11 protein-coding genes are annotated in these 19,929 nt (G+C 60.1%); 6 read left to right on the top strand and 5 right to left on the bottom strand.

Translation table 11 applies throughout. From position 1 onward, the window contains the following. Positions 1 to 59 precede the first annotated feature (59 nt). Entirely contained in the window at positions 60 to 1,373 is a 1,314-nt protein-coding gene (locus tag I8N66_RS27390) for an epoxide hydrolase (RefSeq protein WP_291160592.1), read from the top strand. A gap of 294 nt (positions 1,374 to 1,667) precedes the next feature. Here I8N66_RS27390 and I8N66_RS27385 read toward each other — a convergent pair whose 3' ends face one another. Further along, positions 1,668 to 3,227, bottom strand: a complete 1,560-nt coding sequence (locus I8N66_RS27385; protein ID WP_291160590.1) for an ABC transporter substrate-binding protein — start codon at positions 3,225 to 3,227, stop codon at positions 1,668 to 1,670. Positions 3,228 to 3,290: 63 nt separating this feature from the next. On the opposite strand from I8N66_RS27385, the gene I8N66_RS27380 reads away from it, so the two are divergent. Next, a complete protein-coding gene (locus I8N66_RS27380; RefSeq protein ID WP_223737518.1) occupies positions 3,291 to 3,452 on the top strand; it encodes a hypothetical protein in 162 nt (53 codons plus the stop codon). A 663-nt stretch (positions 3,453 to 4,115) separates the two neighbouring features. Beyond that, positions 4,116 to 4,559 (top strand): D-aminoacyl-tRNA deacylase, encoded by a 444-nt coding sequence (gene dtd, locus I8N66_RS27375; protein WP_291160586.1) that lies wholly within the window; start codon positions 4,116 to 4,118, stop codon positions 4,557 to 4,559. A gap of 249 nt (positions 4,560 to 4,808) precedes the next feature. Here dtd and I8N66_RS27370 read toward each other — a convergent pair whose 3' ends face one another. Continuing rightward, positions 4,809 to 6,014 (bottom strand): MFS transporter, encoded by a 1,206-nt coding sequence (locus I8N66_RS27370; RefSeq protein ID WP_291160583.1) that lies wholly within the window; start codon positions 6,012 to 6,014, stop codon positions 4,809 to 4,811. An 87-nt stretch (positions 6,015 to 6,101) separates the two neighbouring features. Next, the gene (locus tag I8N66_RS27365; protein WP_113541248.1) at positions 6,102 to 6,305 is read right to left on the bottom strand and encodes a cold-shock protein; all 204 of its coding nucleotides are present in this window, start codon (positions 6,303 to 6,305) and stop codon (positions 6,102 to 6,104) included. 327 nt (positions 6,306 to 6,632) lie between these two features. On the opposite strand from I8N66_RS27365, the gene I8N66_RS27360 reads away from it, so the two are divergent. Continuing rightward, entirely contained in the window at positions 6,633 to 7,571 is a 939-nt protein-coding gene (locus I8N66_RS27360) for an aminoglycoside phosphotransferase family protein (protein ID WP_291160578.1), read from the top strand. 43 nt (positions 7,572 to 7,614) lie between these two features. Here the strand turns inward: I8N66_RS27360 and I8N66_RS27355 are convergent, their stop codons facing one another. Further along, a complete protein-coding gene (locus I8N66_RS27355; protein ID WP_223737525.1) occupies positions 7,615 to 8,109 on the bottom strand; it encodes a hypothetical protein in 495 nt (164 codons plus the stop codon). Between the two features lie 333 nt (positions 8,110 to 8,442). Here I8N66_RS27355 and I8N66_RS27350 point away from each other — a divergent pair, with 333 nt between their 5' ends. Further along, complete coding sequence (locus I8N66_RS27350) at positions 8,443 to 9,123, top strand: response regulator transcription factor (RefSeq protein WP_223737527.1); 681 nt, start codon at positions 8,443 to 8,445, stop codon at positions 9,121 to 9,123. A 48-nt stretch (positions 9,124 to 9,171) separates the two neighbouring features. Here the strand turns inward: I8N66_RS27350 and I8N66_RS27345 are convergent, their stop codons facing one another. Continuing rightward, complete coding sequence (locus I8N66_RS27345) at positions 9,172 to 10,656, bottom strand: histidine kinase (protein ID WP_291160572.1); 1,485 nt, start codon at positions 10,654 to 10,656, stop codon at positions 9,172 to 9,174. Between the two features lie 339 nt (positions 10,657 to 10,995). Here I8N66_RS27345 and I8N66_RS27340 point away from each other — a divergent pair. Next, positions 10,996 to 19,929: peroxidase family protein (locus I8N66_RS27340; RefSeq protein WP_291160569.1), on the top strand; the 8,934-nt coding region annotated here is incomplete at its 3' end.

The following is a 19,929-nucleotide window of genomic DNA, read 5'->3' as shown; positions in this document are numbered from 1 at the left end:
AAGAGCCTGCACGGATCTCTCCAATGCGCTTTCTGAGTGAGCTGACAGGAGTTTCTGAAATGAACCTGGAAAACAAGGCTAACGGGCAAGTCACACGGCGCTCGTTTCTGTTTCGGGGCGCCGCGATCGGTGTATCCGCCGCCGTGCTGCCCGTAACCGGCGTCGCAGCCGACATCGTGAACAAAACGCCGAAGGGCGATGCCATCCAACCGTTCAAGGCCGACATCCCCGAAAGTTCTCTCGTCGACCTCAGACGGCGCCTGACCGCAACACGTTGGCCGGATAGCGCGACCGTCGCGGATCGGTCCCAGGGCGTCCAGCAGCAGAAGCTTCGTGAACTCGCGCAGTATTGGCAGTCCTCCTACGATTGGCGCCGGGCAGAGCGCAAGCTGAACGCGTTTCCGCAGTTCCTGACGAGGATCGACCGGCTCGACATTCATTTCATCCACGTGCGCTCCCGCCACGAGAACGCTCTTCCGCTGATCATGACCCACGGGTGGCCGGGTTCGATCTTCGAACTACTGGATGTCATCGACCCGTTGACGGATCCGACTGCACATGGCGGCAAAGCCGAAGACGCCTTCCACCTCGTGATCCCTTCAATCCCCGGCTTCGGCTTCTCGCAAAAGCCGACCGTGACTGGCTGGGATGCACAGCGGATCGCAATCGCCTGGGACGCCCTTATGAAGCGGCTTGGCTATAACAGCTATGTCTCGCAAGGCGGCGACTGGGGCGCGATCATCAGCGATGCCCTGGCGCGTCAGGCTCCCGAAGGACTGCTCGGTATTCACGTCAACAGGGTGGAGCGGTCGACGACGCTTCCAGCCGACGCTGCGAAGGCGCTGAAGGACGGCGGCCCGGCTCCTGAGACGATGTCTGCCGACGAGAGGAAGGTTTTCGACGAGACCAGGGACTTCCTGAACAACGGCTTCGGCTACGCCTCGATCCTCAGCACGCGTCCGGAAACGATCGGCTACGGCCTCGCAGATTCTCCGGTGGGTCTCGCGGCCTGGCTCTACGACAAGATCGCGGATTGGGTGTTCACGCGTGGCGATCCGGAGCAGGCGCTCGGCAAGGACGCGATCCTCGACAACATTACCTTGTATTGGCTGACCAATACCGGTCCCTCGAGCGGACGTATCTATTGGGAGAACCTCAAAGCAGGTGCAAAGCTCACGTCGGCCAAGGTGCCTGTGGCCGTCACCGTCTTTCCGGGCGAGGTCTACCGTCCACCGCGGAAATGGCTGTCGCAGGCCTATCCGAAGCTCGTCTACTATAACCGCGCCCCGAAAGGTGGGCACTTCGCCGCCTGGGAAGAACCGCAACTCTTCAGCGAGGAGATCAGGGCAGGCTTCAAGGCCATGCGCCTGTAGAAGACGTGTTGTCGTCCAGAATGAGAAAGACCAAGCAGCGCCGGCAGACGAGGACATTGCCGGATCGATGGTGCGACACCCGCGTGTTGCCGGCTTCGCCGCAGCGCGTGATGCGCGGTGTTCTGGGCCAGCTCGGGACTCTAAAGTCCGTGGTGGCAGCCTGTGGCGTGTCGGCACGATGATCGGGCGGTTGTGCGCTGGTGTCGGCTGCAAGGGATTCGGGGAAATGCGGCGGAATTGTTAAAAGGATGTGCGGAGCCGGAACGCCTGTCGTTCCGGCTCCGCACAGGAGAGTTACTCCGCGAAATGGGTCAGCCAATGACGCGGCTTGTTGTCCGCCAGCTGAGCGATCCGATCGATCTTGTTGCTCATCACCCAGGCCATTGGCTGCTGGTGCAACGGCAACATGATGACTTCATCCTTGACCATCTGGAGTGCCTTGGTCTGCAGCTCGAGCCGTTTCGTTCGATCCATTTCGGTCGATGCCTGGATGACCAGCTTGTCAATCTCCGGATAGCTCCAGCCGCCCCAGTTGAAGACACCCGCCTTGTCGCTCCTCGTTTCGATCATCTGGAGCAGGATCGAGTAACTGTCGAGCATCGGCTCGTTCGCCCAGCCGATGATGTAGACGTCAGACAGGCCACCCGTGCGCTTGGGCGCCTGTGCGGCCGTCGGGCCAATGTCGAGCTGCGGCTTGAAGCCGGCGCGGCTCAACATGTTGACGATGCTCTGGCAAAGCTCCTCCTCGTTGACGTAGGCCTCGTTCGTGCAGACGAGGGTGAAGGGGAGATCGCTTGCGCCGGCCTCGGCTAGCAGCTTCTTCGACAATTCAGGATCGTACGGCACGACCTTGTCCAGTGCTTCGACATATCCCGGGATTTCCGGCGCAATGATCGCGCCCGCCATCCGCGACTTGCCGCGCATCACCCGCTTCTGGATGAGGTCCTTGTCGAGCGCATGGGCGACAGCCTGGCGGACACGCAGGTCGTTGAACTTGTTGTCGACGCCGTCAGCCAGTTTCGGTTTGCGGTTGAAGCCCATCATGATGGTGCGCAGATCGGTGCGCTCCATCACCTTCAAGTCCGGCTGCGCGACCAGGCGCGGAAGATCCTGCGCCGGCGCATTCTCGGTGAAGTTGATCTCGCCCGACAACAGGGCAGCCACGCGTGTCGCAGCCGAGACGATTGGCGTGAACTCGATGCGATCGATGTTGGATTTTGCCGGGTCCCACCATTCGGTGTTCTTGACGAGAACAGTCTTGCTGTCGGGCGTGCGGCTTTCGAGTTCGAACGGGCCCGTGCCGTTGGTGTGGTAGGTGGCGTAGCCCTCGATCTTCTTGCCGACGTCGGTCGGCTTCAGCGAGTTGTTATCGGCGAGCCACGTGGCGTCGAAAATGTGGATATTCGTCAGGTCGTTCAAGAGCAGCGGGTAGGGGCCGGTCAGTTCGATATCGACCGTGTGGTCGTCGACCTTCTTTGCCGACTTGTAGGCGGGAAGGTTGCCACGCAGCGGAGATGCCGGATCGCTGACCCGCGTGAGCGAGGCGATCACGTCGTCCGCCGTGAATTCGGCGCCATTATGGAACTTGACGCCCTCGCGCAGATGGAACCGCCAGACCGTGTCCGATACCGTCTCCCAGGAGGTCGCCAGGGCCGGCTCGATCTTCAGGTCGGCGTCAAAGCGGACGAGCCCCTCATAGACGTGATTGAGGAAAGACAGCGTGTAGCTGTCGCCATAGGAATAGGGGTCGAGCGAGTAGATATCGCGCGACGAGCCCCATTTGAGCGTCTCCGCGTGAGCAGCCGCGGAAAGCGCAGTCGACATGGCGGCTGCGAGGATCAATTTCTTGAGCATTCTGCTGTTCTCCTTTGTTGAAGTCACTTATCCCCTGGACGGGAATCTTCTGCGGCGCGGCCAGTGGCGCGGCTTGATGCGGCCGCGCACACGACCTGCTCGATCTCGCTGGACATCGCCGTCGGCGGGGCGATGTCCAGCGGGATCCGGATCAGCTTTAACCAGCGCGAGCGCCGCCGTTTCGATCACCACTTCTGGCGGTCGAGTTCATTGAGCAGGCGGTAATCAAGGCTTCAGCCTTGAAATCCGTATCGCTGTGAAATTTTGGCGGCGCGGCTGGAAGCGCCGAAGCCATTGACGATCAGCTGCCAGTGGGACTTGGCACAGGCGTCACCTCGAACCGAGGCTTATCCTGCGCTAACCCTCACGGGTCTGGTTGCGGAACGCTGCGTTCGATGGGGACGCGGAAATTGGCGATTGAGTGAGAAGATGTCACACTGGCCGGTTCAACGGCGTGTGTCGGCGTGTACGCCCGTCGCAAAAAGTCCAGCGGATACGCTGTCTCGACGGTCTTCCAAGGACCTTGCATCAACACTGCTCCTCCCTAGCTCGTGCCTTGCTGATCCGCACCATCGCACATTGAGAGGGCTTGTCAACGTAATTGTCGACAATTGTGAATACTATAATCGTCGGGTTTGTTGACAATTATTTGGTGGCTCGGGCTCAGGTATTCTTCGCCCGTCGTCAGGACCTCAGCCTCCAGCTTGTCCCGGCCATATGGATGTTCCTCCTTCCATAACATTGGGGGCGGGAGCGCACGTCTACCCTGTTCGCGGCCTTCGACCATGACCTCAACCTCCCGATCTTGGCGCGCGGGGCTTTGGCAGAGCTTGATCACGACAGTCCCGGCGCCGATAAAGGCGGAAAACCACAGGGAGATTCGTTGCCATGAGAGCACTTATCCAGCGCGTTTCATCCGCGCGTGTCACCGTCGACGGTGGGGTGACGGGGGAAATCGGCAATGGTCTGTTGATCTTTGTGTGTGCGATGAAAGGCGACTCTGAAAAGGAGAGCGAATGGCTGGCGCGCAAGATCACCAACCTGCGCATCTTCAGAGACGACGCGGATCGCATGAACCGGTCGGTTGTCGATGTGGGCGGCTCAGCTCTCATCGTTAGCCAGTTCACATTGGCTGCCGAGACGAAAGGCAACCGACCGGGCTTTTCTACAGCGGCGCCGCCGGAAGAGGGCAAGCGCCTCTATGAGAATTTCTCCGCCAATGTCACGGCCCTCGGTGTTACCGTTGCGAATGGCGTCTTCGGCGCGGACATGCGGGTGGAATTGGCCAATGACGGTCCGGTAACGATCTGGCTGGATACGGCTGCCGGTTAGCCGGCCTCAGGTCTCGACGGTTCGTCTCCTCTCGAGACCCACTTGGTTCACGGATCGCTTGCCCGCCATCCGGTGAAATCTCGACTGCCGGTGTCGCGCGGGATTGCTGCGTCAGAGGCGGCGTGAACCTTCCTGCCGACAAGAGCACATCGCGGTGGCCCTAACGCCGCAACGGCACGCTCTCGTCCACGTTGACCAGCGTCATTCCGGCGGTGAGCGTCGCCGGTACTGGATGTTCTTCCGCTGCCCTCAAGGGTGGCCTTCCTCAATTTTGGGAAGGAACCACGCAAGGAGTCCCGCAAGCGGGAGGAAGGAACAGAAGTAGTAGACCGTTTCGACGCCATAACTGTCGGCCAGTATTCCGAGAAGCGCTGCGGCAATGCCGCCGAGACCGAAATTCAGTCCATAGAACAGTCCGCCGATGAGCCCGATGCGGTGCGGCAGCAATTCGATGGCGTAGATCAGGATCGATGCGAAGGCGCTCGCCATGATCAGGTTGATCATGACCGTCAGCACGCCGGTCCAGAACAGGTCGGCATGCGGCAGGATCAGTGTTAGCGGAAGCGGCCCAAGGACGGAAATCCAGATGATCCGGTAACGTCCGATACGATCCCCGATAATGCCGCCAATCAGCGCCCCTGCCGCCGAAGCCAGCAGGAAGATGAACAGCATCATCTGCGCAGAGGGGATGGAGAGACCGAACTTCTCCATGAGATAGAAGGTGTAGAATGAGCGGAAGCTCTCGCCATAGGCGTTCTTGGTGAACATCAGCAACGTCAAGACGACCAGGGCTACGCCGATCGTCCTTGGTGCATGACGGGCCGCGCCGCCGGACTTTTTGCCATCTGCCCGCAGTGCCGCGAATGCAGCGCTGATCTCCTGCTGCTTGCTGCCGATCCACACCAGAAGCGCCATGGCCAGCAACGCCAGAACGGCAAACCAGGCAAGACTCGGCTGTCCCCAGGGAACAATGATCAGTGCCGCAAAGACCGGGCCGAGCGCGCCGCCCGCCTGGCCGCCGACCTGAAACAGTCCCTGTGCCAATCCCTGTCGGCCGCCGGCGGCATAACGCGCCATGCGCGTCGCTTCCGGATGAAAGATGGATGATCCGATGCCGATCAGGGCGACCGAGACGAGGATCACCGCATAGCTATGGGCGAGAGCGAGGCTAACCAACCCCGAGAGGGTAAACATCATTCCCACGACCGGCGAATAGGGCGCCGGATGTTTGTCCGTCACCATGCCGATTGCCGGTTGCAGCAGCGATCCGGCGATCTGGAAGGTCATGGTGATCATGCCGATCTGCACGAAATCCAGGGTGTAGGCTTCCTTCAGGATCGGATAGGCCGCCGGGATCAGCGACTGCATGAGATCGTTGAGGAGATGGGTGAGACCCAGAACGACGAGCACGGCAAGATGCGTCTTGGCGCGCGTCATGGTGGTGACGGCGGTCATGGTTTTTACTTGGCCTTTGGGAAACGCTGAGACGAGGCTAGCGGTGTCCGCAGGCCTCGTCGGCAGTGATTGGATTGAGGCGTTTCCTCAGACCGGGCGGACGTTTTCCGCCTTCGATTTGCCGGTCTTGCGATCCTGGCCGAGGTCGTAGGTAACCTTCGCACCATCCCGCAGCGGACCGCCGGACTGTACCGCCGACACATGGACAAAAACGTCCGGTCCGCCATTGTCGGGGGTGATGAAGCCAAAACCCTTGTCTTGATTGAAGAATTTAACCGTTCCGCTTGCCATAGTGTCCTCGTGATCGAAGCGGCGTACTGCCGCCGCAGGAGCTTAAGCATCGTCCGATGGGCGGGCAACCGCTTATTCGCACTTCATGTAAACGATCCTTTGCATGCCGCACCGGATTTTTCGGGGGAATGACGTGTTCCAGCCTGGCAGGGCAGGCGTCTCCCTTGATCTTGCACATTGCTGGATGCCTGCTCGACCCGGAAATTGTTGAAGGCACGTTCGTTTCGCGGCTGGTCCGCCGGCGAGTCGATAGCCAAATATATGCCAAGAACGTCGGCGGCCTTCCACGACAGCGATGCCACTGCGTCCACAGTGATAAAGAGATCGATGAAAGCAACGAAAGATCAAGCTGGTGCGCCAGTCGCGTCCGCATCCATGCCCGGGGAGGCTGAGGCCATTCGCGCCGGGCCGCCGGTGAAGCAGATTGTGCGAGAACTCGGCCTGCGATCCAAAGCTCTGGCTGTCCCGATCGGATCGGGTCAGAACTCTATCGCCTATGACGTTGGCGGGACGGTCCTGCGTATGCCGCGCCATACGGGCGCCGAACGCGACCTCCTGCAGGAGGCGGCAGTTCTTTCTGCCGTGCGGCCGCTCCTTCCCGTGCCGGTTCCCGATCTCGATGTGCGCCGCGTCGACGGCCAGCTCGTCTCGCTCCACACCAGGATCGCCGGCACACCGCTGACGAACCTGAGTGAACTGAGCGAAGGGCAGCAACGGGTCTTCGCAGCGGACGTTGCCGCCTTTCTGCATGCCCTGCATTCGGTTCCGACAGACCGTGTGGCGGCCCAGTCGGCCGAGGCGCCTTCGTCCGAATGGGGCAGACTTCTGGCGCAGTGCGAAACTCTGGCTTTCCCGCTGCTCGCGCATGGAACCGTCACCGCTATACGCGAGAGCTTTTCCGATTTTCTCGCCATCTGTGACACGCTTCCGCGGTGCCTGATTCACGGGGATTTCGGGAGTGGAAACATACTCGTCGACCGTGGCCGACTTTCGGGCGTCATCGATTTTTCGGGTTGCGGCCCTGGCGATCCAGCCTACGACTTCGCCAGCCTCGAGGCAGGGTTCGGGGGGCGGTTCGTCGAATTGGTGCTTGAGCACTTTTCGCTCGGCAGCGCGGCAAGGGATCGCATGCGCTTCTACCGGATGACGTTTCCGCTTCTTGACATTCTGCACGGCATCGAAAATCGCGATCCCGAAGCGCTCGATGCCGGCGTACGCGCTTTCGGGGCTGGTCTGCCGAACGGAATGGGAAGTGCTCCTGTCTAGCGTGATGGGTGCTCAGGTACGTGCGTATCCACTCATTTGGCGATTATCCGAATTGTGCCACCTCAGACACATATGCCTCGTAGCCAAACAGCGAATCCCGGCTCAAATCCTTGCCGTCAAACCGTGCCATGAAGTCTTGGAGGTCGGCTTGTCGCGAAAAGCCCAGCGCCACTGCCTCCATGCTTTCCGGTTCGTCGTCTTCGCCTGCATGAGCCGCGCTCATCTCAAGCGCGCCCAGCCGATCGAAGTTGGCCTGCATTTGGAATGAAAGCCAAACCAGGTATTCCAGTGGATAATCGGGATTTCCTTCATATGTCACGATGAATGGATAGGCCAACCGGAACCTGTCGATCAACATTTCACCATCCGTCACGAAGACGAGAAGATCACTCTCCTCTTCCATGTTGTGAAGCTCGATGGTCAGATCATGCTTGCGAAGTGCGACGTAGCCACTCAGCTTATCCTGCGGCAAGGACGTCAAGAGAATGTCGCGCCACCGTTGGATGGCATCGTCTAGCTCGATGCGTGTCAAGAACATGAAAAGATCCCCTGTGACGATGCCGCTGCCCTAGAGTTCGTCGAGACTGCTGCAGGTTTTCAAAATTAACCTATATTTAAGCAGTCACTTTAAAACGAAAACCTGTTGGACTACTATCCTCTACGGAGCGATATCCCGATTTGATTTTGCGCCAGTACAGAGGGAAGGAACTGAGTTCAGTAGCATTCGCAATTCGACCCCAAGACTGGAATGGGATTCCGAGTATTAGCTGACATATCTATGGATAATGTAGTAATTAATGGCAATTATGAAATAAAATGTCGATAATACATCTGAATATCGTAAAAATTATTACAGATGGAGGCTGCAATTATGTGTATTTCAGTTGCTTTTGTCGATGATCATCCGATCTTGCTGGAGGGGTTGGTCAGTTTGTACGCCGGAAGAAGCGACCTTGAGATCGTCGCCAAAGGCGAGAATGCAGTCGACGCATTGAAAATAGTCGAAGAATATTCGCCGCAGGTTCTCGTGCTCGATTTGAGCATGCCTGGCGATGCGGTTGCGGCAATAGAGTTGATTGCGCAGAAATACCAGGAGACGCGAGTTATCGTCTTCACTGCGAACTCGAGCATCGAGACGGCGATCCAGGTCTTGAATTACGGCGTGGCCGGCTACGTGCTCAAGGGCAGCAGCGCCACTGACCTTCACCAGGCGATCCGCACCGTTCACGACGGCGAAGTGTTTATCTCTGCCGGGTTCGCCACGAAGGTCATCATGGCGATGAAGTCGATAGAAATGCGCCGGCTGAAACAGATACAGCAGCGCCTCAGTTTGCGCGAGGAGCAGATCGTACGTCATCTGATGCGGGGCAGCACCAATCGTGAGATCGCGACCTGCCTTGATATCAGCGAAAAGACGGTCAAGCATTACATGACCGTGCTGATGCAGAAGCTTGACGCCAGGAACCGGCTCGAGGTCGTGCTCGCGGCTCAGCGATTGGGTGTGTTGGGGGACGGCAATGCCGACCGTGTTGCACCCGGACGCGTCAACTAGCGCTCTTTCCCGCATTCAAGACCATGTTTCGATCCGGCCGGCGCCTTCCTAGGCGTTAAGAGCGCCTGCGCTATGGTCAAGCGGCAAAACAGCAGTCACGACAGTTCCATTGTGGCGGCGGATCGTGCGCATCCGGCCACCGAAGGCGCGGATCCGGCGTCTTTGGGTCAGCGTGCCGATACCTGAACGGGTTGTCCTTTGCTGTGCCTGTTCGCTCGGCCGCACTCCGACATCGGCTACCCTCACGAACAACCGGTTACGCTTCAGGGCGAAGCGCACGTGCTGGCGGTTGCCAGGTGCGTGGCGTTCACTGTTCATCAATGCTTCCTGGATGAAACGGTAGACACAGATGTTCAGATGCCCATCGGGTCTGCGGGATTCGATCTCGCCGACAACATCGACATCGCGTCCCGTCAGATCCATATGGCGCGAGACTGCCAGCTGTATAGCGTCGCCGAGCCGCATCTCGTCCAGTTCCGGCAGCACAAGGTCCGACGATATGTTGCGAAGATCTTCAAGCACGGTGCTGACGGTCGCGACGAGCTTGCCAACATCCTGCCTGCTCGCCAGTTCGCGAGGTTGATCGGTGGAGCCAGGGTCGGCAATATCACTCAGTCTGAGCTTGAGCAGTGTCAACAATTGCACGGGGCCGTCGTGCAGGTCGCTGCCGATCTGATTGAGGATCATCTCGTTGAGCTTCCCAGCCTCGAGCCTGGCGGAATCGGCCGCCGAACGCAGACGTCGGTTCTGGTTCGAAAGCTCGACTGCCCGAGAGAGGCTGCGTCTGATCGCGCCATGCTGTTGATCGATGAGACGACTGCCGCTGCGAACGATCAGAAAAAGCAGTGCAAGCATGGGGACGGTGAGGAGCAGGACGGTATTGATTGTCGAACGCCAGGCGCCCGACAGCTCCGCCAACAGCGCATCCGGCCGCTCGTAGAATTCGCCGACGAGGACGACTTTGCCTGCTTTGTCGCGGACGAGCGGCGCATAGACCTCGATGGACATGCCGTGCTGTTCGCCGCTCGTGTTCTCATGTTCTTCTTCATCCCGCCCGACGACGATCTCGCCCGCAAGCGCGCGTTTCAATTCGTCGAAGACGACCTTTTCGGTGACGCTTTGACCGGAGGTTGAATAGAGAATGTTGCCGTCGGGTTGCCAGATCTTCAATTCCAGCACGTGCTGTCCGAGGGCACTGGTCCCGAGCAAGGCCTGAAGCTTCTCCTCGACGCTCGGGGGCAGGGCGCCGCGTTCGATGTCCTCCTGCGAAATCAATGGCGCAACGAAGGCTTCCAGATAGCCCGCTCCCAACGAACCAACGCTGTTCAGCACCGTTCTCTCCAGCCGGTTCGTGGTCAGGACAGCAAGTGCGATCATCAGGGTCAGAACAATGAACGTCGCGATGATGATGAACTGGGTTTCCAGGCGCAGGCGGCGAAAGGACCGAAGCAAACTTCTGACGGCGACGGGTCGACGCAAGCTCAGAGGAAAGAACTGTTTGGCAGATGGAAAGTCGTTTTGGCCAGGGTCCATGACTGTTTCCCGGTTCATTGCTCAGGCGATTATATTTTTCACCCCTTAACAAGGCGTTCGTCAATGGCAGGCTTGCTCCGCCGGCAATATATACATTGAATCACAGTATCCCCGTCGGGACCAATGGTCATAAGGAAACTCGGACTTAGGTCTGAAGACAGCCGGGACCAAGGTCATCGGCAAGGTTCGTCCTTGGTCGCGAAATTCACACGACTTTGTACTCTACGCAGATCGACCCCACGGTGCGCTAATAGCGACCAGTACCAGTAACGCGACCTCGTTTCAGCGGAACGGCCTGTGGCCTTCCGACGGGATCGCTTTGTCTCGACGGAGGGGAAAATGGCCGCGTTCAAGCTCAATCTTCAGGACCTGATGTTCATTCTGCGCCAGATCAAGATCGCAGAAGGAAACTCCACCGCGCATTCCGGTGCCAACGCGCAGGACCTCAGGCAGATCTATGTTGACGCGGACGGCAACGTCGTCTCTGCCGGGACGCCCGGTGCGCAGCTTGCCATTCCAGATCCGCATGTGCCGAACGGTCTTCGCACCGTCGACGGCACCTACAACAACATCGTGCCCGGTCGTGAGACCTGGGGGTCGGCCGACCAGGCGATGCCGCGGCTCCTGGACGCAGACTATCGCGACGACGGGGACGGAGACACGATGTCTTTCGGGCCGCCCATGCCTGGCGTGCCGTTGCCCGTCACGAACACAAACTACGGCACTCCGGGTAACGTTGCTGATGCCGACCCGCGCATCATCTCCAACCTCATCGTCGACATGTCGATCAACAATCCGGCGGCCGTTATTGCCGCCCTGACCTTTGCCGGATCGGAAGATCCGCACGGTGATATGCAGCGCCTGCTTGCCGCTCGTGTCACCCAACAGCAGGCGGACGCCGCCGTGGTCGCTGCGCAAGATGCACTCAGCGACGCGAACGATGCACTTGATCTGGCGGTCGCCGGCTACACGCCGGGCAATCCTGCGAGCATCGATGCCATTCAGGAGGCTGCGAATGCCGTTACCCTCGCCGAGGAGGCGCTGGCCGCGGCGGAATTGGTGGCTCAGGATCCGTCCGCGGCATTGGAGGCTCTTGCAACGGAACTCGGGCTGGTCATCGGCGATGAAGGCAACCTGTCCATTCCCAACGTGGCACCGGACGAAGGCCTTTCTGCACCCTTCAACGCCTGGATGACCTTCTTCGGCCAGTTCTTCGACCATGGCCTCGATCTCATTACCAAGGGAAACAATGGTACCGTCTATGTGCCGCTGCAGAACGACGATCCCCTCGTCATGGGGGCGGATGGCCAATTCGGCACTGCCGACGATCTGCCGGCCCATTTGCGCTTCATGGTCCTGACGCGGGCGACGCCGGACGGCAGCTCCCATACCAATACGACGACCCCGTTCGTCGATCAGAACCAGACCTATACGTCACATGCGTCGCATCAGTTCTTCCTGCGCGAATATGCGACCGTCGGCGGTGTTCCCGTTGCGACTGGTCGCCTGCTTGACGGCTCGGCAAATGGCTTGCCGACCTGGGCCGATATCAAGGCGCAAGCGGCAAATGTGCTTGGCATCCAGCTGACGGATGCCGACATTTTCAACATTCCGCTGATCCGGACGGACGCCTATGGCGAGTTCATTCGCGGCCCGAACGGCTTTCCGCTGCTGGTCACGGGACTTGGCATTGACGGAATTCCGAATACTGCCGACGACATCGTCGTTCAGGGCAATCCGGCAGCACCAGTCAACACTTTTACGGCCGGCGCGATCCGTATTGGCCATGCCTTCCTGGACGACATCGCCCACAATGCTGTGCCGGTCTTTGATGCGCAGGGCAATCTCGTGCCTGACACGGTCAACCCCGGCCAGGATGACGATGGCCTGACGGGAAATGACGTTCCGGTCAATTCGCAGACTGGCCGCAATCTTGCCTATGACAACGAACTGCTCGATCGCCACTTCATCACCGGCGACGGACGCGGCAACGAGAACATCGGCCTCACGGCCGTGCACCATATTTTCCATTCCGAGCACAATCGTCAGACCGACATGCAGAAGATGACGATCCTCGAGAGCCGGGATCTGGACTTCATCAATGAGTGGCTGGTCGTCGATCTAACCCAGGAGCAGTTGGACGCGCTTCCTGTTACCTTCCCGGCCGACCCGGTCGAGCGGGCACAGCTTCTCGAGTCCCTCGCATGGGATGGCGAGCGCATTTTTCAGGCGGCCCGCTTCGCCACCGAAATGCAGTACCAGCACCTGGTGTTCGAAGAATTCGCCCGCAAGATCCAGCCGGCGATCGATCCCTTCGTCTTCAACAGCGTGACAGACATCAATCCGGCAATCTTCGCCGAGTTCGCCAACACGGTCTATCGCTTCGGCCACTCCATGTTGTCCGACAACATGCCGCGTCTCGATGGCAATGGCGTTGCGATCAATCCGGAGGTCGGGCTTATCGAAGCGTTCCTCAATCCGGTTGAGTTCGATCTCGACGGCGCGATTTCGCATGATGCAGCCGCCGCGGCCATCGTGCGCGGCATGACCATCGAACGCGGCAACGAAATCGACGAATTCATCGTCGGATCGCTGCGCAACAATCTGCTCGGTCTTCCGCTCGACCTGGCGACGATCAACATCGCCCGCGGTCGAGACACCGGCGTCCCCTCGCTGAACGATGCGCGCGCCCAGCTCTATGCGGCAAGTGGCTCCACCTTCCTCACGCCCTACGACAGCTGGGCAGACTTTGCCGCCAACCTCAAGAACCCGATCTCGGTGGTAAACTTCATCGCCGCCTACGGCCTGCATGAACTGGTGGACGGGGAGGAAACGCTTGCAGGCAAGCGCGCCGCCGCAATGGCAATCGTCTTCGGTGAAAATCAGGTCATCGCGGATGCCGGCGCACCGGGCGGGACCCGCACGATCATCGTGCCCTCGGATCGCCTGGAGTTCCTGAACAGCACGGGCGAATGGACTGCGGGCAACAGCGGCCTGAACGACATCGACCTGTGGATCGGCGGCCTGGCCGAAAAGAAGATGCCCTTCGGCGGCATGCTCGGCTCGACCTTCAATGCGATCTTCGAAGCGCAGCTGGAGAACCTGCAGGACGGTGATCGCTTCTACTACTTGAGCCGCACGCAGGGTCAGAATTTCCTCAATCAGCTGGAGCAGAATTCCTTCTCGAAGATGATCCTCGCCAATACGGAGCTGGCACAGCCAGGCGCCGACGGCATTCGAGGCACGGCCGACGACATCATCGCCCGCCACATCGGCGTCGACTCCTTTGCCAAGTACGATTTCGTGCTCGAGGTCAATCAGGCCAATCAGGGCGAACCGGATCCGGAGGGCAATGACCCGGCGCTCGAAGCAATCGGGATGGGCAAGGTGGTGCGTGACGATCCCCGCACGGCCGCCATCGAAACCAACTATCTGCGCTTTACCGGTGGTGAGCATATCGTCGTCGGCGGCACGAACGGCAACGACACAATCATCACCGACTTCGGCGACGACGCCATCTGGGGCGACGACGGCGACGACCGCATCGAAAGCGGTGCCGGTGTCGACCTCGTCAACGGCGGCGGCGGTGATGACATCCTGACCGATAGCGGCGACACCGGCGACTTCATCAAGGGTGAGGAAGGCAACGACGTGATCGCCAACTCCAACGGCATCGACATCCTGATGGGCGGCGACGGCAAGGACGTCATCTTCGTCGGCGTCGATGACACCGAAGTCTTCGGCGGTGCCGGTGACGACTTCATCCTCGGCGGTGACGGCGTCGACTTCCTGCTCGGCAATGAAGGCAACGACTGGATCGAAGCTGGGGGCGGCTTCGACACTACCGCCGGCGACAACTCCGAACTGTTCTTCAACTCCGCGATCAAGGGCCATGACGTCATGTTCGCCGGCAACGAGGAACATGACTTCGACGCCGAATCCGGCGACGACATCATGGTTCAGGGCGAAAGCGTCATGCGCAACGAAGGCATGTTCGGTTTCGACTGGGCGATTTTCAAGGGCATGGCGCTGAACGGCTATGCCGACATGCGCATCCCGATCTTCACCACCGAGGCGGCAGACATCCTGCGTAACCGCTTTGACAAGGTCGAAGCCCTGTCCGGATGGGACCATCACGACACCCTGCTCGGTGACGATCGCGTCGCGGGCGACATTCTGCCCGGAGACACGGCGGCGACAACGGAGGGCATCTTCTTCAACGACGAGTTGTCGCAGGCTGGCGTCAACCGGATAGAGGGGTTGCGCACCCTGCTTGGTAATCTCATCGCCAATGCGCCGGGCGGCGCGACCGAGACCCAGCTGGAGGCAATTGCCGCCTTTACCGGTGGGAACATTCTGCTCGGCGGTGGCGGTTCCGACCATCTGCGCGGCAACGGTGGCGACGATTTCCTGGACGGCGACGCCTGGCTCAACGTTCGCATCCGCATCACCGCGCCGGGAGCGGAGAACATCGCGACCAACGAAATCTCGACGGTCGATAGCCTGAAACATGTGTTCACGGTCGCTGACGCCGCCCATCCGAGCTGGGTCGGCAAGTCGCTGTTCGACCTGATGATCTCCCGCACGATCGTACCGACGCAATTGCACATCGTTCGCGAGATCGTCGAAGACGACGGCATTGGTGATGTCGACACTGCCTACTACAACGACACGTTCCTCGACGCCAACGGCAACGCGAACTACACGGTTACGCGCAATGCCGACGGTACGACGACCATCTCGCATATCAACGTCAGCAATGTCGTCGACCCGCTGACGGGGCGCAATCTCGTCTCCGACGGCATCGACAGGTTGCGCAACGTCGAATGGGCGGAATTCGCGGACGGCACGCGCATCTATCTGGCCAATGAAGCGCCGACGGATATTCGCTGGAACGCCATCAATCCGAACAACACCGACTTGCCGATCGGGGCGATTGCGAATCTTGCGACGGTCGACGACGACAGCACGGCCTGGACCTACTCGCTACAGCCCGGAAGCAGCGCCGGCTTTACGGTTTCCCCGGTGGGCGTTGTCAGTCGTGTCGGCGCCATGGCGGCCAATACCACCTATACGCTGATCGTCCGCTCGACAGACGATTTCCTCAACACCTACGACGAAACCTTCACCATCCGGACCGGCAGCAATCTCGGCGACAACCTGACGGTCTTCGCCACGGCGGGTGACGACGTTCAATATGGCGACGATGGCAACGATACGCTCGTTGGCGGAGCTGGCGACGACACGCTCTTTGGCCAGGACGAAGACGACGTCCTTGTCGGTGGGTTGGGCAACGATCGCCTGCATGGTGGAACGGGCGACTCGGATACGGCGTCCTATGCTGGCGCCAATGGTTCGGTAAACGTCAACCTGGCGACCGGAACGGCCAGTGGCGCCGATGGCGACGATACGTTGATCGACATCGAAAACGTCATCGGCAGCGCCTTCGACGACACCATCACCGGCAATGCCGGCGCAAATATCCTTACGGGCGGTGCCGGGAACGATACCTATGTCGTCGGGGCCGGCGACACGGTGGTGGAAGCAGCCAATGGCGGCACGGACACGGTCAACAGTTCCGCCACCTTCACGCTGGCGGCCAATGTCGAAAACCTCAACCTGACTGGCACCGGCAATATCATGGGTACCGGCAACGACCTGAACAACATCATCGTGGGCAACGCCGGCAACAACGCGCTGAACGGCGGGGTCGGTGCCGACACGATGAGCGGCGGCGCCGGGAACGACACCTATGTCGTCGACAATGTTGGCGATGTGGTCGACGAAACGTCACCCGGGTCCGCCGGTACGGACACGGTTCAGACGACGCTTGGCAACTACACGCTGGGCGCCAATGTCGAAAATCTCTCCAAGACCGGTGCCGGCGCGATGACCGGTGTCGGCAACGCCCTTGCCAACGCGATGCTTGGCAACAACGGGGCGGATACGCTTTCCGGCGGTGACGGCAACGACACGATCGACGGCGACGACGGCGACGACAAGTTGCGCGGCGGTGCCGGCGACGACACCTTCAACGACAACAGCGGCAACGACGTCTATGCCTATGACACGATCAACTTCGGCAACGACACGATCAACAGCTTCGACGCCAACGCGGCCGGGGGCCAGGACCTCATCGATCTGAGCGGCCTGGGTATCACCGCAGCGAACTTTGCGACGCGCGTGCTCGAAACACGCGTGGTCGTTCCCGGAACGGATGATACGTTGCTGACCATCCGCGACGCGACCGGCACGGCGACGATCGGCACGATCCTCGTCGACGCCGTCGATCCCAACGACATCAGCATCGCCGATTTTATCCTCGCCGACACGCCGGCTCCCGCCGCCATCAATGGCAGTGGCACAGGTAACACTCTGACCGGGTCGGTCTTCGCCGATCAGATCAACGGCCAGGGCGGCAACGACACGATCAATGCCGGTGCCGGGGATGACACGATCACCGTCGACGTCGGCGAGGGTCGCGACTTCATCAACGGTGAAAGCGAAGACGCCAACGGCGATACGGTCGTGATCAACGGCGACGCCACCGCTGAAGTCTTCCGCATCTACACCCGCGCCGAATGGGGAGCCGTCGCTGGCAACAATCTCAACAACCTCAATGCGGCGACGGAAATCGTCGTCACCCGCGGTGGCACGAACTTCGCCTCGGTCATGGCCGAACTCGCCGACATCGAAGAAATCGTCGTCAACACGGGCGCCGGCGCCGACACGGTTCTGACGATTGGCGACTTCTCGTCGACTGGGCTCAGCGTCAATACGATCACGATCAACGGTGATGAGGGCAACGACACGGTGGACTTCACCGCACTGCAGTCGGCGCACCGCATCTTCTTCCGTTCCAATGGCGGCAACGACACGATCGTCGGTAACCTGCGACCGCAGGACGTGGTGCAGGTGGCGCCGGGAACCAACATTTCCGACTACACCATGACCACCAATGCGAACGGCACGAAGACGTTTTCGAACGGCACCCATTCGATCACCTTCACCGGTTCGGTCCCGCCGCAATTCCAGAACACGCCTCCGTCGCAAGGCAACGATGAGGGCGTCTCGGGCCACTTTGAATATACCGCGAATGACCTTGCGGGTCTGAAGAACCTCGTCAACGGGCTGCGGGCCTTCGACGAGAATGATGACGGCGAGGGTTTCACCGGCGTTCGCACGCTCTCCGGACACGGCAACAACGAAGAAAATCCGGAATGGGGTTCCGCGGATACGCCGTTCATCCGCATCACCAATTCGCACTACGGCGCCTATGACGCGGCCACCGGGAACAATCACATCAACCCGATCTTTGCCGGGCTCGATCCGCGCGACATCAGCAATATCCTCGGCAGCCAGGAGGCCGACCTGCCGAAGAACGAAAAGGATGCCAACATCTTCTTCATGGCCTTCGGCCAGTACTTCGACCATGGCCTCGATTTCCTCGGCAAGGGCGGCAATGGCACGATCCAGATCGGTGCGGCGGGCGGCGGTGCTCCGGGATCGGGCAATCCGGCGGACCTGACCCGGGGCACAGTCGTTTCCTATGACAATGGCGTCCCGCAGCATCTCAATAAGACCTCCGCATTCGTCGACCAGAACCAGGCCTATGGCTCGAACGAGCTGGTTGGGCAGTTCCTTCGCGAAGGTAATGGATCCGGCGGGCTCGGCGCACATCTCCTGGCGGGTGCGAACGATCCTTCGAACGGCAACTTCAAGCTCTTGCCGACGCTGCGCGAACTGATCCTGCACCACTGGGAAAACAACACCGTCTTCCACTCGGCCTCGCTGCCCGGTGGCCAGGTGAGCTTCCAGAGCTACTACGCGGGTCTGGTGACCAATGGTGTGATCAACCAGGCAATGCTGCCGGCCATGACGTCCAACTTCATGGGCAGCACACATGCGTTGCTTCTCGACGCCAACCCCTTCATCAGCGCGCTCGATCACTATGTGGTCGGCGACGGTCGCGGCAACGAGAACTTCGCACTGACCTCAATGCACACGATCTGGGCCCGCAACCACAATTTCCATGTGGAAGGTCTGGAAGCCGCCGGCTTCGATGGAACGGCCGAAGAGCTCTACCAGGCCGCAAAGATGATCAACGAGGCGGAATATCAGCGCGTAGTCTTCGACGAGTTCGCGGAAATGCTGATCGGCGGTATTCGCGGCCTCGGCACCCATGGCTTCGAGGAGTACAATCCCGACGCGTCGGCTGGCATCTCGCATGAGTTCGCGGCTGCGGTCTATCGCGTCGGACATTCGCTGATCGGTCAGACCATGACGGTCATAGGCCCGGATGGGCAGCCGAAGCAGGTGGCCCTGTTCGATGCGTTCCTGAACCCGACGAACGAAGCCGGCGCCTTCACGGCCCCGCTGCCTCCTGGATACGTCCCGCAACCCGGCTACGAACAACTCGGCGTCAACGCCATTCTCGGTGGTACCATCGCCCAGGCCGCCGAAGAAGTGGACTTCAACATCGTCGATGCCGTGCGCAACGATCTCGTTCGCATCAGCGCCGACCTGTTCTCGTTCAACGTGGCTCGCGGTTGGGATGTCGGGCTTGGCACGTTGAACCAGATCCGCATGGATCTGGCAGCATCCCAGGATCCCTATGTCAGGGAAGCCCTGAGCTATGCCGGCAACCTTTCGCCCTATGCCTCCTGGGACGATTTCCAGGTCCGCAACGGGCTTAGCAACACCATCATCAACCAGTTCAAGCAGGCCTATCCGGATCTCGTGCTGCAGTCTCAGGACATCGCCGCGTTCCAGGCGATCAACCCGGGCATCCAGGTCGCGATCCAGGCCAACGGAACCGGAGTGGTCAAGGGCATTGACCGGGTCGATCTCTGGGTCGGCGGTCTTGCCGAGAAGCATATCAACGGTGGCATGGTCGGCCAAACCTTCTGGATCGTGCTGCACGAACAGTTCGACCGCCTGCAGGAAGCCGATCGCTTCTACTACAGCAGCCGGTTCGACAACTTCGACTTCTATGAAAACATCATCGACGGTCAGGACTTTGCCGACATCATCGCACGCAACACCGGCATGACCGATCTTCCGGAGCGCATCTTCGAGACCAATGGGCTCGATGACGAAGACGACGATGATGGCGATCCTGTTGGCGGCGGCGACGACGATGAGGATCCGGTCGGCGGCGATGGCGACGATGACGATGACGATGACGATGACGGCGCTGGCTCTGGCGATGATGATGGTGACGGTGAGGGTTCTGGTTTGCCGTTGCCGGTTGCGGCTCGGACGGTTGTCGGG

This window comes from Ensifer sp. SSB1 (assembly GCF_016652895.1).
In the GTDB taxonomy this organism is placed as follows: Bacteria; Pseudomonadota; Alphaproteobacteria; order Rhizobiales; family Rhizobiaceae; genus Ensifer.
Note: the sequence above shows the minus strand (reverse complement) of the source record. Positions and strands in the feature narration are given on the sequence as shown.